Raw genomic sequence first — 18,566 nt, 5'->3', positions numbered from 1 at the left:
TATACTTTTTTGACCCTATCCTTTACCCTTTGAAAAGTCCTGAAAGCATGTCGTCGAAAAGCACATCTCAAGTGCACCTTTGGAGCTATACAGAAAAGGAATCGACAGTGGCTAGTAGACCTATTTTCATAGTTGGCAGCGAGCGCTCTGGAACAACATTGATGCGATCGCTAATTAATGCACATCCGAACATATCCTGCGGGGAAGAAACCCATTTTCTGGCTGGACTAGAAGGCATCGTCGGTTCTAAGTGGCGACTGATGAAAGACTATCCTTTCGAAAAAGAGTACTGGTACGAAAAAATCAGAGAGCTGTTTGACAGCTTCAAGACGGAAGCCGCACACAAGCAAGGTAAATTGCGCTGGGGAGACAAAACGCCTATCTATGTTCTCAAACTAGATTTTATCGATGCGCTTTTTCCAGACTGCCAGGTGATTCATATGATTCGAGACGGTAGAGACGTTGTGGCTTCTAGTATGGACAGGTGGGGATACAAAAGAGGTCTAAGCGCAACTAAACGCTGGGGAAAAAGTGTTAGAGCTGGCCAATCCTTCGGTCGTAGCGTATCACTAGAAAGGTATATTGAAGTCAAATACGAAGAGCTAGTGCTAGACCCAGAATCGACCATGCAAAGTGTGTGTGAGTTTTTGCAAGAACCCTGGGAGCCTTCTCTTTTGGAGGAGGGAACCTACAAAAGTGCGCTGACTGAGAAAAGAAGGCAGGCCGCTGGTAACAGTGAGGTTTCGTTTTATGCTTCTCGTATCGGTGTGGGTAAGAAGAAGCTTGATCCCCTCGTTAAGAGCCTATTTCGCTACTATTCTGGATCCCTTTTGAAGGAACTCGGCTATTCATAAGTAATCGGAATACTAAGCTTAAAAGGCACTCACAGCCGTAAGGTTCAGACAAGAAGCGACAAAAAGCCCTGCCGTGGGAGAACTCCCGGCAGGGCTTTTTTATTTACTATGAGCTATGAGCCGAACAGCAGCGACTAAAAGCCCCCTTGCGTATTGGGCAGAGTGTCGAAGCTGATACCCATAACGTTAAAGTCAGAGTTGTTTTCGCCATAACTCTTGCCGATAGGCGATCCCTGCCCATGGCCAAAGGGAGTGGCTTCTACCACCAGCTCGGCAAATGGCTTCGACGTATCAATTTCAATCGGATACGAGCCATAGCTCTTTTTGACCTTGACATCTTTGCCCAGCGTGCTGAGCTCAGGCCCTAATAGACCATCGCCAACTTTTCTTCCCTTAGCGTCATATGCTGTCCACTTGCCAGTTTCGTCGTTGCCGTTTTTCCCTTCGTTGAAGCCCAGCATGCCGACTTTAAGCGTGACGTTGTCAACTAGAGTGTCAAACTTTAGCCTTAACTTTTCGCTGACTCCTCTCAAGTTGCCATTTTTGGCATAGTAGTCAATCTGAGACCATCGATCGTTGGCACTAGAAACCCCGAAACCTTTGTCGGCAAACTGCGTATCATAGACAACATTTGCCTTAGATCCATTTAGCCCAGTTGCTGAAAGCCGGACGCTATTGCCCCAGAGATGGGACGACTTGTTGCCTTGAATGACTCCCTTTGCTGCCGTGAGGTTGACACGCTCTCCCACATTGCCAGGCGGCTTAGGAGCTACGTCAGGTTTCTTGACATTGACATTGACGGTGGCAGTGCTCTTGTCGCCATTGGCATCTGTGATGGTGTACTTAAACGAGTCAGTACCGCCGAAGTTTTTATCTGCAACGTAGCGGATAATATCATCGCTGGGCTTGGACGTTCCTTGAGTTCTGATGCTGACGTTACCATGATCTGCCGAGCCTACAGTGATAGCACCACCGGCTCCATCTCCGCCAAAGCTATCATTGCTCAACACATCAATGTTCACGCTTTTTCCAGCGTCCACTGCTGCGCTATCATTGACCGCTTTTGGCTGATCGTTAACTGCCTTGACATTGACTTTTACGGTGGCGCTGCTAGTATCGCCATCAGCGTCCTTGATGCTGTATCCAAAGCTGTCTTGACCAAAGAAGTTCGCTTTGGGGGTGTAAGTGTAGGTGCCGTTACTGCTCTTAGAAATTTTGCCACCTTTACTGCTGCTATTGGCGACAGAGGCGATTACTGTCGGTCCGTTGCCTAGAGTGTCATTGCTCAGTAAATCCTTTGCTTTTAGCACCAGCGTGCTGTCTTCGTTGGTGGCTAGGCTATCGTCAACCGCATCTGGCTTTTTATTGACGGGTGGCTTAGGCGTAGGTGGCTTAGGTGTAGGCGGTTCAGTTGAAGTCTTGTTGACTTTGACATTAACCGTCGCCATGCTGGTGTCGCCGTTCGCATCGGCAATGGTATAGGTAAACTTGTCTTTGCCAGTGAAGCCTTTATTTGGCACGTATTGAATGAGATCGTCTAGCGGGTTTCCTGGTGTTCCCTGCTTTTTGATGCTGACGGTTCCGTTCGCGGCATTACCGATTAAGAGCTGATCACTGCTAGCACCGTCAGCACCGAAGGAATCATTTGCCAAGACATCAATGCTGATCTCCTGATTCATCTTTGTCGAAACGTTGTCAGCTTTAGCAGTAGGCAAGCTGTTTTGTGGCTTAGGTGGCTTAGGCGGCTTGGGTGGCTTACCAGGAGCAACGTCCGTAATCCGAGAGTATGTAACGCTTTGTAAGTTGAAGTCGGAGTTGTTGTTGGTCCGGCTGGTGCCGCTGCCATTGCCATAGGCCGTAGCAGAGATGGCTAAGCTCACAATGTCTTCGCCAGCAGCGATCGCAAACCCGTAGGTACTATCTCCTAATTTCTTGCTCGAGCGCGGATCTAAATTGCCACTAGCTATGAGTTTGTTCTTCGCATCATAAGCTTTCCATTTCCCCGTCTCTTGTAGATTTCGCCATTCGTTCGATTCCATGCGCCCTAAGACAATATCGACATCGCGCACGCTGCCGCCGAAATCTACTTTGAGGACTTCACTATTGCCGGACTTAGCATCATAATCAATCTGATTATCATAACGGTCGCCTGCGACAGCGATACCATCCCAACCGACAGTCGTACGGCCCTTAGAGCCGTCAGCTTTGTACCCAGCTACCTTAACTCCATCTCCCCAAGTCTGGTAGCCCAGGCCGTTCCCTAGAGATGCCTTAGCTGCTTCTAAGGTAGTGGACACAGAAATTTGCGGCCCTTTGATAGGTTGGGTAATGCTCTTATCTAGGCGGGTATAGGTTACATCTTCCAAACTAAAATCAGAGTCATTTCTCATGGCCTGACCGCTTGCTGAGGCAGTTGCCTCCATAGTCAAGCGAGCAAATTTCTGGTTGGTTGCGATCGCAAACTGATAGCCGTTCTTGTTCACTTTGGTCGCTGTTGAATAGTCAAGTGCTCCAGTTGCAACCAAGCTGCCACTAGTAGAAAATGCTTTCCAAATGCCTAGGTTCTTTGGATCTTGCTGTGGAGAGGTCCAGCCCAATGTGAAGCTAGCCTGTTTGACATTGCCATTGAAGTCAATCTCTAGTCGTTCACCAGATTTTTGCTTGACATCGTAATCTACCTGGTTGTCATACCGGCCTCCGGCAATTCCAAAGCCTCCTGCCTTACGGTAGCTAATTCGTGCATCCGAACCATCGGCAGAGTAGGCGTTTATCGTGACGTCGTCTTCCCAGCTTTGGACGCCAGCGGCTCCATTTAGAAAGTTAGGAGAAGCTTCTATCGTGGTAGGAATTTGATTGCTCATAAAATTTCCAAAAAGGTTATCAGTTGATGGTGAAATGAACGTTAAGTGACTGGGATAAGCACGCAAGCGAGGTAGGATAGCATCTAAAGCTTTAACGTAAAAACCGCATGAATACCTAAGCGCGAATACCTAAGCGCGAATACCTAAGAAGCGCGAATACCTAAGAACGCATCGCAACAAAGCACACCACAGTTGCGCGCCATAGTTCACTGTTTCTAGCCGTCCTCTCGAAAGGTTAGAGACGAAAAGTTCATAAGAAAAGATTGGAGGGATTATTGCTCAGGCATGCTAAACCCACTACTAGAGTTGCTAAGTAGCACAAGCATTCGATCTAGTATTCTTTCTCTAAAGAGACAGTCTGCTGCTGCCAAAAGTAAAAACTGGGGCAGGAAGCAAAGCACTGAAAGAAAGAAGGATTAGAACAATCACGGAGTAAAGGCAACTGTTAGAGAAAGCACACGAAATAGAACTGTTTATGAGAAAAGCGGGCATAGCCGTAGTCGCTAGCAATTCTCATGACAGAAGTAAACTGTAATAAACTATGTAAGCTCACAACAGATTGTCGATTATTGGGTAGACCTGTTGCTTCATTTATCAACTTAATGTGTTGATTGTCAGTGTTCTATTTGGTCTTTTATTAAGTTGCCTAGCACCTTCTACGTATATCCACTGGAGGGCATAGTAGGACATATCAGCAGTAGATGAGAGAACATTTTTGATACAGACCGTGTCTCTAAAGAGGTGGCAGTTGTTTGTTATGTATTCAGCGAGCCGTCCCTAACTAACTGACAAAAGTAAATAACTAAGGCCGTGAAGCCAGCTTTCAGGACGCAGATTTTCAGTACAAGACTACGGCATCATAACAGGCGGCTTCTACTTGTACAGCGTTTGTGCAGCACAGTTGAAGGCGCTAATGCCTGATCTCAAGCGCGAACATAACGATGTTACCTCTATTCAACCGAAAGTAAAGGAAGTGTGAATATCGAAACCTTAAGCGAATGAAGGTTAAAGATTAGTATAAGTTATCGGAGGTGAAAATCGTTGAATGTTTCGCCGAATTATCCTGTTTTTGTTCGCAAACAATGTATGTTTTGTGATAAGGGCTAAATAAATTAGATTTAGGTCTACGCTACCGCTAAAGCCACGGATAGAATCTCCTACAAGGACGCTAAAGCCACGGATAGAATCTCCTACAAGGACAAAGTAGCGTAACAAACTCTACCCGTAAGCGAAGTATGAACCCTTTAGCAACATTCACACTAATTTCACCTATCTGACAATCTCTCGGTTGACAAGCGCTCAGATAATCACTTAAGGGCTTTCAATATAATCACTTAAGAGCTTTCAATACTACAGCAGTAGAGTGATTTTAGTTCAACTTAACTTGATTTTAATCTAAGCAGCAGAGGAAGTCCTGATTTGAATATGGAATTCAAACCCCTGCTTATTTACATAGCGATCTGTTGCTTTAGAAGACAAGCTTGTAAATAGCACTTGCCGCCTATTCTGTTTGCCAAAGCTGTTTGCTATATTTAGCCGCTAGAAGCCTCCCTGGGTACCAGGTATGATGTCAAAGCTGATAGCAGTGATATCAAAGTCAGAATTATTTTCTCCATACTTCTGCTGAGTAGGTGCTCCTTTCCCGTGGCCGAATCCAGTAGCTTCGATCACGAGCGCGGCAAAGGGTGAAGGGGCGTCGATTTCAATCGGGTACTGGCCGTAGGTATCGGTCACTCTTATCCCTGGGCCTAAACTACTTTTATCAGGTCCGATCAAACCCGTATCGACGACACGTCCGTATGTGTCTAGCGCGGTCCATTTCCCGGTCTCATCAAAGCCGGTATTATCTTCGTTGACGCCCATCATGCCGACGGTTAATACCACGTTGCCGACGAGTGTATCAAAGGCTAGGTTTAGCTTTTCGCTGCCTTTATCCTGGTAGAAATCTATCTGCTTGGCGCGATCTTTGGGGCTGATTACACCAAATCCTTTGTCACTTTTGCGCTCGTAGTAGGAAACTCTAGCGGCGCGACCATCAAAACCACTAGCTGAGAGTTGTACTTCGCTACCCCAATTTTGAGGCGAGGTGGTTCCATCGAGATAATGAGGCGATGCCGTTAGATCGATTCTCGTTCTAGGTTCTACAGGTGGAACGCTAGGTTCTAGTGGGTTAACCTTGACTTCGATTCTTGCTGTGCTGGTATCACCGTTAGCATCTGTGGCTGTGTAATGAAAGTAGTCAGTTCCACTGAACTTTGGATTGGGTATATAAGCAATGAGGTCGTCAGTAGGGTCTTTAGGTGTGCCTTGTGTGTCGACGCTAACTGTTCCGTTGGCCGCAGATCCAGCTAGAATTGCTCCTTGGTAAGGCCCATCTCCTCCAAAATCTGGTGATATTTCAATACTGACGCCAGCGCCAGCGTCGGTCTGTACAGATTTGCCGATAGCTACCGGCAAATCGTTGACAGAACTAACATTAACGTTGACGATCGCACTGCTGGTGTCGTTGTTAGTGTTAGCAATGCTGTAGCTGAAGCGATCTTGTCCAAAGAAATTTGCTGCAGGAGTATAGCGATATTTGCCGTTTGACTGTTGAACGATCGAGCCACCTTTGGCGCTTTGTGAATCAATCTCGATGATGGCCGCAGGCGTATTCCCGGTCGAATCATTACTCAGAAGTGAATTAGCCGCAAAAATGATAGGCGTATCTTCTCGAACAGCCATGCTGTCGTCTATTGCCACAGGCGGCTGATCTGTAAGGCCATCCTCTCCGGTACTATCTTTGTCACTGACTCGCGAATAGGTGAGGCTCTGAAGCCTGAAGTCGGAGTTATTATCGCTGTATTGCCTGCCAGCGCCGTTGCCGTAGGCGGTCGCTTCTATTGTTAATTTAGCTATGGCTTTCTGGGGGGTGATCGCAAATCGAAAGCTACTATCGCCTAATTGTTCAGCCTTACTAGGATCCAGCTTGCCGACTGCAATCTGCCTACCTTCAGCGTCATAGGCTCGCCAAAGGCCGGTCTCTGGTAGACCTGCTCCGTCATCTATTTCCATCTGGGTAAGCACGACGCTGAGCTGGCGAACGGCTCCGCTAAACCCAATATTCAAGCCTTCTCCTTTGCCTAGATCTGCATCAAAATCGATCTGGTTGCCGTAGCGTCCTCCCCGCACCGATAGCCCACCAGAACTTTTTTTAAGCAGGGCATCGGTGCCGTCGGCGCTGTAGCCTGTGACCTCAACGCCGTCAGTCCATATCAACCGGCTTCCCTGATCTTTGAGTGCAGCACGCTTGACCGACAGCGTAATTGGTGGGTCCATTTCCTCTGTCGCGGGTGAGCAGTTCGCTTGACTCGCCGCCTTAGTGACTCGGCTATAGCCAACATTCTCTAGGCTGAAGTTGGCTGTGTTGGTAGGGCCGGGACTAGCCTGATCAATCGCAGCGGCAATTGTAAGGCGCTCGAATGCCTTGTTGGTTGCGATCGCAAACCGATAGCTATGCGATCCTACTGGCATCGCTGTCGAAACATTGAGCTGCCCGCTAGCAACTAAGTTCCCCTCTGCACAGAAAGCTTTCCAAATGCCAATAGCGCTAGCCGTTGACCGTTCGATTCGCCCTAGCGTCAGTCCGACCTGCTGAACATCTCCATTGAAGTCAATCTCAAACTGTTCGCTGGCACCCTGTCTGACGTCGTAATCCAATTGATTGTTGTAACTAGAGCCAACAATTCCTAATCCTCCTTTTCGGCGATAGCTAATCTGTGCATTAGAACCGTCTGCTGAGTAGGCGGCAATTGTGACGTTGTCATCCCATTGCTGAATACCAGTATCCCCCTTCGAGATGTTAGGAGAAGCTTTCAATATTGTTGAAGTTTGAGTAGACATAAAGCTCTCAGAAGTTGTTGGAGAAAGTAAATGTTTTGGTGCTTGAAGTAGTCTTCAAAAAAAGAAGTCAGTTCTGGTTTTACGAAAGTAGACAGGCGAAGCTGAAGGCGGACAGCTGAAAATGCTAGCTTCGCCTCTGGATGTGCCTCTCTATAGCATTGGTGCAAAAAGACCTGAACCCAAATCTAGCTGCCTAGAGCCTGCGCTATATCTTTACAAAGACAATCTCTGTCTAAACTGTATTGTTAGTCATCAACTCACTGCATTGAGGTATGCACCCGACATTCGCTAAATTTGCTAATGCTAATAGCTGACTTTCAATGGCTAGTTTTCGATGGCTAATCTTCAAGTTCGAACATGATGATGTTACTCTGTTCGTCTGTAATTTTAATAAGTGTAAGTATCGAAATTTCTAGATTCTTGAAGCTTGAATCTTGAGAGTAACTGTCAGGAATAACCCGTAAAGGTATTTTGATAGATCAGCCGACGTTGCAGGATAGTCAGCGTCTCATCCAAGCTGACTTTTTGAAGGAATCATGCGTAAAAGCAAATACTAAAAAACTTTGAAAGAGACTACAGACTTTATAACAGGCAGTCGTTTTAGCCTTTCGTATCAAACAGTATCTTGAGCAAGGTGGAAATACCAGCGCTAGGCGTTTTAGCTGGGCCGAATGAATATTGATTGAGTGGAAATTCACTAAGGCTCTACATAGAAAAATAGAGATGTATTCTTACTTTTCTATATGAATTTTCCTGTTGCCTTGTAATGGTTTGAGCTGATGAAAGTGGCCTAAGCAACTTGACAGAAGCTATAGATAGGTTGCGCTCAACTAGGGCAATCAGCCAAGAAACTACTGTCAAAGATAGATCGAAGTGGTGTTCGATAGCTGCGGTTTTTGCTGAATCTTAGGAAAGGGTGTGAACAGCTCGACTAATTTCGTTAACAAACTGGCGGGCGATCGCCTCTGTGTTATATCGGGCCAAGACCGCTTGCTGTCCTTGCTCAGCCGTTCGCTCACGCAAGCTAGCATCAATGACCAGTGAACTTAGCTGCTCTGCTAATGCCTCCGCATTGCCTTCTTCAAATACAAGACCTCCCCCAGTTGCTTTAATCAAGTTAGGGATTTCACCTGAATTTGATCCCACTACTGGGGTTAAACAGGCCATAGCCTCGATAATTACTCTGCCGAATTGCTCTTTCCAGTTCTCGCGCGTTTCTGAAGGAATAACAAGGAGATCAAACGCACTTAGGTAGATAGGTGCTTCAGGATGAGGCACATAGCCAAGGTAGTTGACGCGATCCTGCAGTCCAAAACTATTCATCTGGCTAGAGAATTCGTCTTGATAGTCTCCAGCCCCGACCACAACTAGCTGCCAAGGCAGCGCTTTGATGATGTTCAAGGCCCGTGCAAGCGTTGCAAATCCCTTCTCTTCGACGATTCGCCCCATGTAGCCAATGAGTACTTGATCCTCACTTTTCTTCAGTTTGTCTTTAAGATCAATAGACTCAGGGCGAGGGAAATATAGTTCTGGATCAACTGCTCCCGGCAATAACGTGCAGGGACCGTCATAGCCCTTCTCTCTCAATATTTCCTTAGCGCTTTGAGAGCCTGGAAAGGCAAAATGACTACGTTTGAACACAAACTGCTGTAGCTGATGGAACGGAAAGGGATATTGCTTAAAGATATTTTGCCAAGTAAAAAAACCAATCGGCCTATTGATGCTCAAGATATTTGCTAGATAGACCTGGGCAGTGGCGATGCCGTAGGGTTCATGGTTGACGTAGATAGCATCTGGGCTAATTTCTTTTAGGAGCTTTGTAAAGGTCGCGCGATAGACGTGGAGCGGAATATTGCCAGACATCCACGTGGGGATCGTCAATAGCTTTCCTGTATACTCTGGCCAACGTTCTGGTGCGATCGCCTTGCCACCATATTCACTCTTCCAGTTAGACGGCACCACAATTGTGATCTCCCAACCGGTTTGCTTTTCAACTTCAGCGTAGAACTGTTGATTGATCGGGGTGACGCAAGGATGACTGATTACAAGGATTTTCATAGGGAGTCATCCCTCCATAAAGATAGTTAACTAAGACAGTCGACCTAGCGAAATACTTGAAAACACATACAGCCATTCTTAGGTAGTCCTCTTTGGGGCTATCTCTCTGTGGGGCTGTTTTCCTAGGCAGGCGGCGGTAGCTGATGCAGTCGCTGTTCTCGGTGGTATTTCTTGGCAGCGATCCCCATCCCCAGCATTACCCAGAGCATGAATCCAGAACTGTCGATCATGAGACTGCCGAACGGTAGCTGAATCATTGTGCTAAGCACGACGGCCCTTGCTGCCGCTACGAACTTATCGTGCTTGCTGTCTTGTCCTTCAAACAGTCTGATAATAAGGACAATCAGACCCCCGACATAGAAGATTGTTCCGATCCAACCTAGATTGAACAAAAACGTAAATATTCCCCATTCATAGTGCCGATCGCCGATCCCGTATCCGACTAGATTTGTCAGCGCCGGCTCCACTAACAGCCCAAAGGTGGCGAGGCGAGTATTGGCGCTACCGTCATTTCCTAAGTTAGAAAAAGATCCAACGCGCTCTCCAATCGCTGAGAACGAGTCTAGGCTTGCCAGTGGAAATAGAGCGAGGCCAAAGACCAAGAGCGTAATGATTAGCTGCATCTGATACTTTGACTTCAGCGATGTGATCAGCACTAGTACCCCGATTACCCAGCCGCCCCACGCAGAGCGAACCATAGATAGCAGGAACGCCAGGTATCCAGTGATCAAGCTAGGAACAAGTATCTTGCTACGAACGCTAAATAGCACCAGCAGACAAGCTCTCATCATATTGCCGAAAGGCCCTGGAGAATTTAGCGTGCTCCAGATTCTAAATCCCATCGGCTCACGTCTACCTGCGCTAGTAAATCCAGATTGTGCTAGCCAGAACATATCCCACTCTGGCGCAGTGAGGTACTGATATATCCCGTAGCAGCCCATGATCAGAACAGCCCATACAAAGGTTTTCTGAATAACATGGCGGTAGGTAGGATAGTCTCGCCAGTGAACAAAGAGGTAAAATCCCATCAGCGGTGGCGCGACCCATCCCAGCAAAGAGGTGACAATAGAGGTTAGGTCGAACCCCTGGGCTATGCCAACAAGCAGCGCATAGAACAATCCAATAAAGACGAGTGCAAAAGGAAACCCACCCTTGCGAAGCATTTTAGGAAGATACTCCCCAAGCGCTATACCCGTAATGGCAGTGACTACAAAAGGCGCTAGCAGAAAAGGACTAGGCTCAGCGTAGCCGCCTCTAAAATCAGAAATTCGTCGAACCAGCGGAACGAGAAACCACAGCCAGCAGGTGAAGCTGACGTACATGATTGGACAGCGAAAGTAGAGCAGCAGTCCAACACCTAGTGAGCCTGCTGTAAAAGCGATTGATAGACTCTGACCCAGGCTCAGTGCAATGCCAAGCAGCGTTAATGCAGAGAATACGCCGATAGCCAGCCAGCCCAAAGCTGAATCTGAGTCAGTCTTGAGTACCTCGGTATAAGCATTCGCTGGCGATATTGACTGTCCTTGATTCATGTCTTATCCTCTGCTAGCTGATAGGCGGTAGCGCTACGCTATCAGTCCTACGCATACGTCTTTAATAGGTGCTGTGTGAGTAGTCTGTACTGGGTTAGTGGTTGTGCTGGTCGTCAAATGCGTTAGTAGCCGTAAACTGAACGATTCATAGCAGTCAAAACTTCAGAGGTCACTCGCAGATAGCTAGGCAGCTTGGTTTTCCATTTTTCATCTAGCACAATGCCTTTCCCTTCGTAGCGCATTGGATTACCCGCAATCGTATGCTGACTACCCTGTCGAAAATTAGTGACGGCTTCTGCTTCAAACTCACAGCCAATCGTTGCACAAATTTTCTTAAAGGTTCCCATCGGATCGGAGGCCAAATCTTCGTAGTTAACTAACTTGTAGTCACCTGAATCGAGATGATTCTGAGCAGTTTTAGTAATTAGATAGTTCTCAATAGACCACTTCAACGATTGTCTGGCGGTCTCATATAGGCGTCTGTGAACAAGGTTCGCGTATTCTTTGGGCAGCCTTTTAACCATAGAGTAGGCAAACGAGGGCGGCTTTTTGACTACGTGCAAGACTGTGATGTTGAAGCGCTGCGATCGCGCCAGCCATAGCAATCGATAAGGATCTTTAGACGCATCAATTACCCAGTTCAGCTCAGGGCTATACTTTTCTCGCATGATATCTAGAAAAGCACCGAACACTTCGTAGTTGTTTTGGCCGTAGACTTCAACCTCTTCTGCAATGTCTGCGGAAAGCGCCCCTTTACTAAAATCGCTTAGGCGATCTAGACGTACGGTATGCCCAGCGTCCCACTGCTCTCTAAACAGATGCATCTGCGGCTCAGGCTGACTCAGGGGATCGACGCGCCGACGCATTTCACTCCAAACCGGACATTCCAGGATTGACTCTCCGCAGATGCAGGGCTTGACCCCTCCTTGCAAAATCTCATGCGGCCACATGTGGATTTCGCCAGTGGTTGTCATCTTAGAATGTGCGCCAAGCATAGACTCTAGCAGCGTAGAACCGCTATGCCCAATGCTGCCGATATAAATTAAGTTGATTTTAGGCTGCTGTTCCATAGTCTTTTGCTTAAATTCCTGTGTTGATGCTAGATGACTGGGCGCTGAACGGTCTAAAAGTTGAACGATCTAGAAAGATTACGAAGACTACGCTGGCGAGAGCTGAGCAGATTTACCTAACTCTTCTAACAGATCGATATACTGTCGCGCTTTACTCGCCCAGCTATGTTGTTCTACAATCGCTCGGCCTGCTTTTCCCATCTGAGCGCGGCGATCGGGATTGTCAGCTAAAGTAGCCAGTGCCTTTGACAAGGCTTCTACATCTTCCGACTCGGGTAAGACGATACCTGCCGCTGGGGTAATCACCTCAGATGCGCCAGTCGTCTTGCAGGTAATCACCGGTAGGCCAGTGGCCATCGCCTCGGTCACGACCATGCCGAAGGGCTCATACCGAGAAGGGAAGACAAAGAAATCGACTGCTTTCATAATCTCAGCGACATCGAGCCGATAGCCTAAGAAGTGGACGCGATCGCCAATCCCCAAAGTCTTGGCTCGTTCAATATAAGGGCTCCCCTCTGTCGATCCTACTACTGTCAAATGCAGATTAGGAACCGCGACCATGGCGCTAAGTACCGTTTCTAAATTCTTTCTATTCGATCGAATATCGCCGACAAACAGCGCCATCGGCACGCCTTCTGGCAAATCCCAGTGGGCTCGTTCACGCTGGCCAGGTACAAATTCTTGAACATCGACCCCGTTGAAGATGACACGAACCGTGTCTTTGGGTATGCCAATGCTCAGCAGTTCTTGCTCTACCCTTTCAGAAACTGCAATCACTACTTGAGCTTGATTCAAAGCGCGTCTTTCCCAGCGCGCATTTAAGGTGGTGTAGAGCCACTGATATCGGCCCAATATGTCCTGGCGCTGACGAGCGGTATGAACGGGCGATCGCAGCCAGCCATTATGTAAAAACTGCACCGTATTCACATCTCCAGGAAAAGCCGTTACGCAGCCATACACCTGAACGACATCTAGTGTCTCTCTATTTTTCTTGAGCCACTGTGTACTCTGCCAGGAGAAAACCAGATCTCGTAGAAGAATCGATGGCAAATGTTTGACCGAGATATTTACCCAAGTCACCTGGTTACTCTCGGCTAGATCCTCTGCAACTTTGCTCGCAATCAGCGTGAAGTGGTGACCTCGGCGAATAGCCTCTTTCACAATCTCGTAGTTGGCCCGGCCTTGGCCGTCACCTTTGACAACATTTTGTGAGACAATGCAAAATCTCATTGATAAATCCTGGTGAACCCTTTCTAAGCGTTTCGCTGATAACTCGGAAATCGAAAACTAACTTAACTGCTGTCTACACTCTCGCTACTGTCTACACCTCTAAAATAGGCAGATATCGCTTACTCTACGGCTACTGCCTACCTCTACTGCTTACCCTGTAGTCTTGTGCGAACTCTTCCACCAAGTTTGCAAGCCTTCCCACTGTCCTCTCAGCGAAGCTTGAGTTTTACGAACAGACAGCAGTCCTTCTTGAGGCAAAAACCTCAAACACTGTACGACTCCCCGGTTTCCCCTTGTCCCGATCAGCGCTCCCCAGGCGAGAAAAACAGCTCTTTGCAGCGGCGAAAAGTGCTCTAGCAAGTTCAAGGTACCGTTGTGAACCTGATTGACGTGAGCGGTTGAGGCAAACTGTCTTCGTTGATCTTCATCATGACGCTGCGCTGGATAGTGGTCTACTAAAATTTGAGGGTTGTAGATAATTTTCCATCCCTGACGCTTCAGTGTTAAACAGCAGGCATCTTCAAAAAAAACCTGCGCTCCGGTTCCTCGCATGCGCTTGTCAAAGCGAACCTTCTCTAGTGCTACTCGTCGGAAGCCCATGTTGACACCTTTGAGCAAATCGACTTCTCTAGCGCCTCCTATCCCAAAGCTATGGTTGCCGACGATTCGCCCGCACCATTGAACCTGACCGACTTGCTCGGTTTCGATAAACTTGATGTGGGTAATACCGTGGAGGATATCTCGGCCACCTACTGCTCCAATCTTTTCGTCAGCCAAAAAATGGGCTTCCATCTGTTCAACCCAATCTGGTAGAGGCGCAGCATCGTCGTCAGTATAAGCAACAATGTCGCTAGAGGCTGTATCTAAGCCAGCATTCATAGCTGCTACGACCCCCGGAATCTTGACGGTAACTGTTTTCAACGGTAACGCCCCGGCGTCAAATGATTCTAGAAACGTCCATGTTGCATTATCTGTATCTCTAGCTACAACAACAACTTCATCCGCAGGACGATTTTGATGCTTGAGTGCAGTAAGACAGCGCTCTAGATCTTTGGGGCGGCGGTAGGTGGGGACAACAACAGTAACCGTCAACATGATTTAAGCTTCGAATAAGAGATACAAGAATAATGCTTTTGTCATTTTAACCAGCCAGAAAGATCGCGATTAAGCAGATCTTGCAGCTTTAAGATGTCTTCTCGATAGGTCTCTATCAGCTGCTGGCGAACTTCTGGAGGAAATGCTGGTTTATCACCTGTATTCTGGCGATGAACATCGCGAGAAATTCGCTTACGCATCTGCTTAGGCAGCAGTGGTTTGACGACAGATTTTAAGGGGTTGTCCTTCATGAAAAGATTTTGTAGCCAGCGTCGCTTGGGAATACCCGACACGTTAGACCGAGTTAAGTCAGGCACAAAGCCATCATCGACACCTAAAAATTGATAGATATCTTGTGCGACCGTCTGAGCACTCCTTACTAGATCCTCGTACAGGTATACCTTGATCTGCTGGCTGTCAAACCGATCGAAGTAGCGCTTTAGCTGTCCATAGTAAAACCCCCTATGCTGATAAAACCACAGAGGTTGCCAGTTTTCTTCCCGGCGATTCGGTTCTGCTCGAAGCCCCTCGGCGAAGCTAAGCGTCTCAAACCCATCCCGCACCAAATGAACGTAGCTCGAAAAAGCGCGGTCGGCTGGGTTTCTCAAAACGGCAATGAGCTTAGCGTCGGGAATGTGGTGTTGAATGCGATCGCTCGCTTTTTCACTGTAGAGGTAGATAGTTGATGCCTCGCCAACGGCCACTTCGTCGCTGACGCCTTCAAACAGCTTTTGATAGTCCGCTAGCGTACTAATCGAACCTCGATTGATCCCTTGGGTAATGCCGCCATAGCTAGGCTGTTCACCCTCTAGCGCAAAGAACCGAGGCTCTTTTTGCTCGCTCATGTAGATCTGTGGATGCTGAGCTAGATAAGAATAGAGCGAGGTCGTTCCGGCCTTTGCCGCACCAATTATCAAAAAGTTAGGCATCTGCATGGTAGGCACTAGCCCAGGCAATTAGCCTAGGAAATAGAAAGTTCGTAATCGAAAACGGGACACCTAGTCGGTTAGTCTGGGCCCGTTTACGCGGCTCAGACTATAGGCCATAGACCAATAGCTTACAAGGGTGCCATCGCCAGAGAGATAGCATCGATGTTTCCAGTCGATAGGCCAAAACTAGACCCGTCGAAGAGTAATTCTGTATCAAAGCTACCAGCGGTGGCCGATCCGGTCGAGGACGTAGTAAATCCAAATACATCCTCATCGGTTCCTGAAAGCCTTGGTACATCGAAGTTACCCGCCGCCGAGAAAAGCAGCTTGTCAGACGCATCCATTGCTAGTCCGTCTATATATTCTCGACTATCATTTCCTAGGCCAACATCGCTACCATCAAAGTACACAGACCAGCTCCCGCTAGTGTTTTCACCCAGCGACGTCGGGCTAAACAGCAGGAGGTCTTCATTGCTAGCGTTGACACCAGGCACCTTAGATGGCCCTTGAGTAGAAATCAGCAAACTTCCATCAGAGAGCCCCGTTAAACCATCGATATCTTCCTCTCCTTTCGTCAGGCCAACATCGCTTCCGTCTAGATACAGCTCGAAGGTGCCCTCAGTCACTTCACCCAGTGACGTCGCAGTAAATTTGACGATGTCAGAGTCGTCTATCCTACCCGCACCCTCTAAGGTCATCGCCTTATCAAAGGATATTAAAATCTCATTATCACTGATGACTGTAAAGGCATCCATGTTCATGCCTCTGCCGCCAAGCCCTACATCTGAACCATCGAAGAAAAGACTGAAGCTGCTACTGCCGTCGTACTGAACAATGTCTTCAGATCTAACGGCGACTCCGTTTAGGTTAGTTCCATTTCTAAGACTGAAAAGCAGATCAGCGCTGTCGGTCGGATTACCAGTGTTACCGCCCGATCCGCCACCACTTTGGTTGTCAGAGAAATACTTTTCTTGTAAGTAAGTTTCTACCTGCTGCCGCTCATTACTAGACAGCGCTCGATCGTATATTAGTAGAGTAGCAACGTCCATATCAATGTGAGGACTGCTATCAATCTCGGCTCCAATCACTAAGCCCTCACCATTAGTGACATCGGTGTTATAGGTATGGGCCCTACTATCGATTAGATTACCGTCTCGGTACTGGCTGACTGTCGTCCCGTCATGAACGATTCCTTGTAGTAGCCATCCTGTACCAGTGCCTAGATCTCCGCTGCTGAAGTCGTTTCTTCCTCCCCAGCCTTGAGCCATTAAGTTCCCACTAGGATCGACAACGGCACCAAAGGTCTGGTTCTTGGCATTATCGCCATAAGTCGCACCGCCGTAGCCTGTTCCATCATACTTAGCGACCAGGAATACTGTACGCGCTGCGTTTCCCCCTGGTAGGCCATTCAACTCTAGAGTCCGGCTCAGCTTATCTTCGACTCCGTCGAATTCGATAGCGTTACGACCGTTGAGGGCACCGACTATTAGGCTAGGATCGCCAGCACTGACAAGGTTGTTGCCCAGACTAGTCTGGTCTGCCCAGCTACTGACAACGCTATTAGAATCAGTTGATACCCCTTCATCTGCGTTTAAATTCAAGACCAATCCATCAGTGAGCAGTCCATCGCTTGACTCGGGTGTAACTGTGACCGTGACGGTAGCACTGCTAGTTTGTCCATCATCGTCAGCGATGGTGTAGTCGAAGCTATCTGTTCCAACAAAGTCTGCTGCTGGTGTGTAGGTATAAGTGCTATCTGAATTAGCTGTGATAGCACCACCATTAATGCTCACAGTATCTACTGCAGTGACAGCTGTCGGAATATCCCCTAGCTCATCATTACTCAGCAGCGTTGTCTCACTAAAAGTGACTGCGGTGTCCTCGACAGTTGTGACCATGTCATCGGCAGCTACCGGAGTTTGTCCTGCTTGAGTACCGAAATACTGGTCTTGCAAGTAAGTCTCTACCTGTTGCCGTTCACCAGTAGAAAGCGCTCGGTCATATATCAATAGAGTAGCGACGTCCATATTAATATTAGGAGTGCTGTCAATCTCAGCTCCAATGACTAAGCCTTCACCATTAGTGACATCGGTGTTGTAAGTATGGGTTCTACTACCGATTAGGTTGCCGTCTCGGTACTGGCTGACTGTCGTCCCGTCATGAACAATTCCTTGCAAAAGCCATCCTGTCCCAGTGCCAAGTTCTCCGCTGCTGAAGTCATTGCTGCGCCCCCAGCCTTGAGCCATTAGATTTCCACTCGGATCAACAACGGCACCAAAAGTTTGGTTCTTTTCATCGTCGCCATAGGCAGCACCGCCGTAGCCTGTTCCATCATATTTAGCAACTAAGAACACTGTACGCGCTGCGTTCCCTGCCGGTAGCCCATTGAGCTCCAAGGTCCGGCTTAGTTTGTCTCCAACCCCATCGAATTCGATAGCGTTACGACCGTTGAGTGCGTTAGCTAACAGGATAGGATCACCAGCGCTAGTTAGGTCGTTCCCAAATCCAGACTCGTCTGCCCAGCTACTAACGGTTCCGTTAGCATCTGTAGAGACGCCTGTATCGGCGTTGAGATTCAGAACTAACCCGTCAGTGATCAGCTCGCTATTGACCGAATCTGGTGTGACGGTGACGGTGACGGTAGCGCTGCTACTTTGCCCATCGCCGTCAGTAATGGTGTAGTCGAAGTTATCTGTACCGACAAAGTCCGCTGCTGGCGTGTAAGTATAGGTGCCGTTTGTATTGATCGCGATCGCACCACCATTAGCACTGACGGTATCTACTGCGGTGATAGTTGTCGGCAGATCGCCTAAGTTATCGTTGCTGAGTAATACTGTCTGATTGAAGGTCACTGCGGTGTCTTCGACGGTTGTGACCGTATCCCCAACAGCTACTGGAGCGATACCGCCGTCAGATAACTGTTCAGTAATAGTCAGCACCTGGTTGACGTTGACATTCTCTATCACCTGCACAACGTCGCTGGGCCAGCGCACCTCAATCCGCTCTACCTGCTGGTTCTGCGCTAGACCAAAGTGCAGCCGCTGAAAGTCTTGCG

Annotated in this window: 10 protein-coding genes; 1 reads left to right on the top strand and 9 read right to left on the bottom strand. The window is 48.0% G+C overall.

The genetic code is table 11. The features are described from left to right. Positions 1–107 precede the first annotated feature (107 nt). Positions 108–854, top strand: coding sequence for a sulfotransferase (locus IQ256_RS15265; protein WP_193856411.1), 747 nt, complete (start codon positions 108–110; stop codon positions 852–854). A gap of 134 nt (positions 855–988) precedes the next feature. Here IQ256_RS15265 and IQ256_RS15260 read toward each other — a convergent pair whose 3' ends face one another. From IQ256_RS15260 to IQ256_RS15220, 9 genes are all read right to left on the bottom strand, one after another. Next, positions 989–3,715, bottom strand: a complete 2,727-nt coding sequence (locus IQ256_RS15260) for a tandem-95 repeat protein (protein ID WP_193856410.1) — start codon at positions 3,713–3,715, stop codon at positions 989–991. A 1,539-nt stretch (positions 3,716–5,254) separates the two neighbouring features. Continuing rightward, positions 5,255–7,597 carry a cadherin-like domain-containing protein gene (locus IQ256_RS15255; protein ID WP_193856409.1) on the bottom strand — a complete coding sequence of 781 codons (2,343 nt, stop codon included), beginning with the start codon at positions 7,595–7,597 and terminating at the stop codon, positions 5,255–5,257. 906 nt (positions 7,598–8,503) lie between these two features. After that, positions 8,504–9,655 (bottom strand): glycosyltransferase, encoded by a 1,152-nt coding sequence (locus IQ256_RS15250; RefSeq protein WP_193856408.1) that lies wholly within the window; start codon positions 9,653–9,655, stop codon positions 8,504–8,506. A gap of 122 nt (positions 9,656–9,777) precedes the next feature. After that, complete coding sequence (locus IQ256_RS15245; protein WP_193856407.1) at positions 9,778–11,187, bottom strand: O-antigen ligase domain-containing protein; 1,410 nt, start codon at positions 11,185–11,187, stop codon at positions 9,778–9,780. A gap of 122 nt (positions 11,188–11,309) precedes the next feature. Further along, positions 11,310–12,257: a sulfotransferase gene (locus IQ256_RS15240; RefSeq protein WP_193856406.1), complete on the bottom strand. Its 948-nt coding sequence runs from the start codon at positions 12,255–12,257 to the stop codon at positions 11,310–11,312. An 87-nt stretch (positions 12,258–12,344) separates the two neighbouring features. Continuing rightward, positions 12,345–13,487, bottom strand: coding sequence for a glycosyltransferase family 4 protein (locus tag IQ256_RS15235; RefSeq protein ID WP_193856405.1), 1,143 nt, complete (start codon positions 13,485–13,487; stop codon positions 12,345–12,347). Between the two features lie 150 nt (positions 13,488–13,637). Next, entirely contained in the window at positions 13,638–14,582 is a 945-nt protein-coding gene (locus tag IQ256_RS15230) for a glycosyltransferase family 2 protein (RefSeq protein WP_193856404.1), read from the bottom strand. A 41-nt stretch (positions 14,583–14,623) separates the two neighbouring features. Beyond that, positions 14,624–15,517: a sulfotransferase gene (locus IQ256_RS15225; RefSeq protein WP_193856403.1), complete on the bottom strand. Its 894-nt coding sequence runs from the start codon at positions 15,515–15,517 to the stop codon at positions 14,624–14,626. A gap of 122 nt (positions 15,518–15,639) precedes the next feature. Then, a partial coding sequence (locus IQ256_RS15220) for a cadherin-like domain-containing protein (protein ID WP_193856402.1) occupies positions 15,640–18,566 on the bottom strand: 2,927 nt, incomplete at its 5' end.

It is taken from the genome of cf. Phormidesmis sp. LEGE 11477, from assembly GCF_015207105.1.
Lineage (GTDB): Bacteria > Cyanobacteriota > Cyanobacteriia > Phormidesmidales > Phormidesmidaceae > Phormidesmis.
The sequence above is the reverse complement of the archived record's forward strand: the minus strand, read 5'-3'. Positions and strand labels throughout refer to the sequence as shown.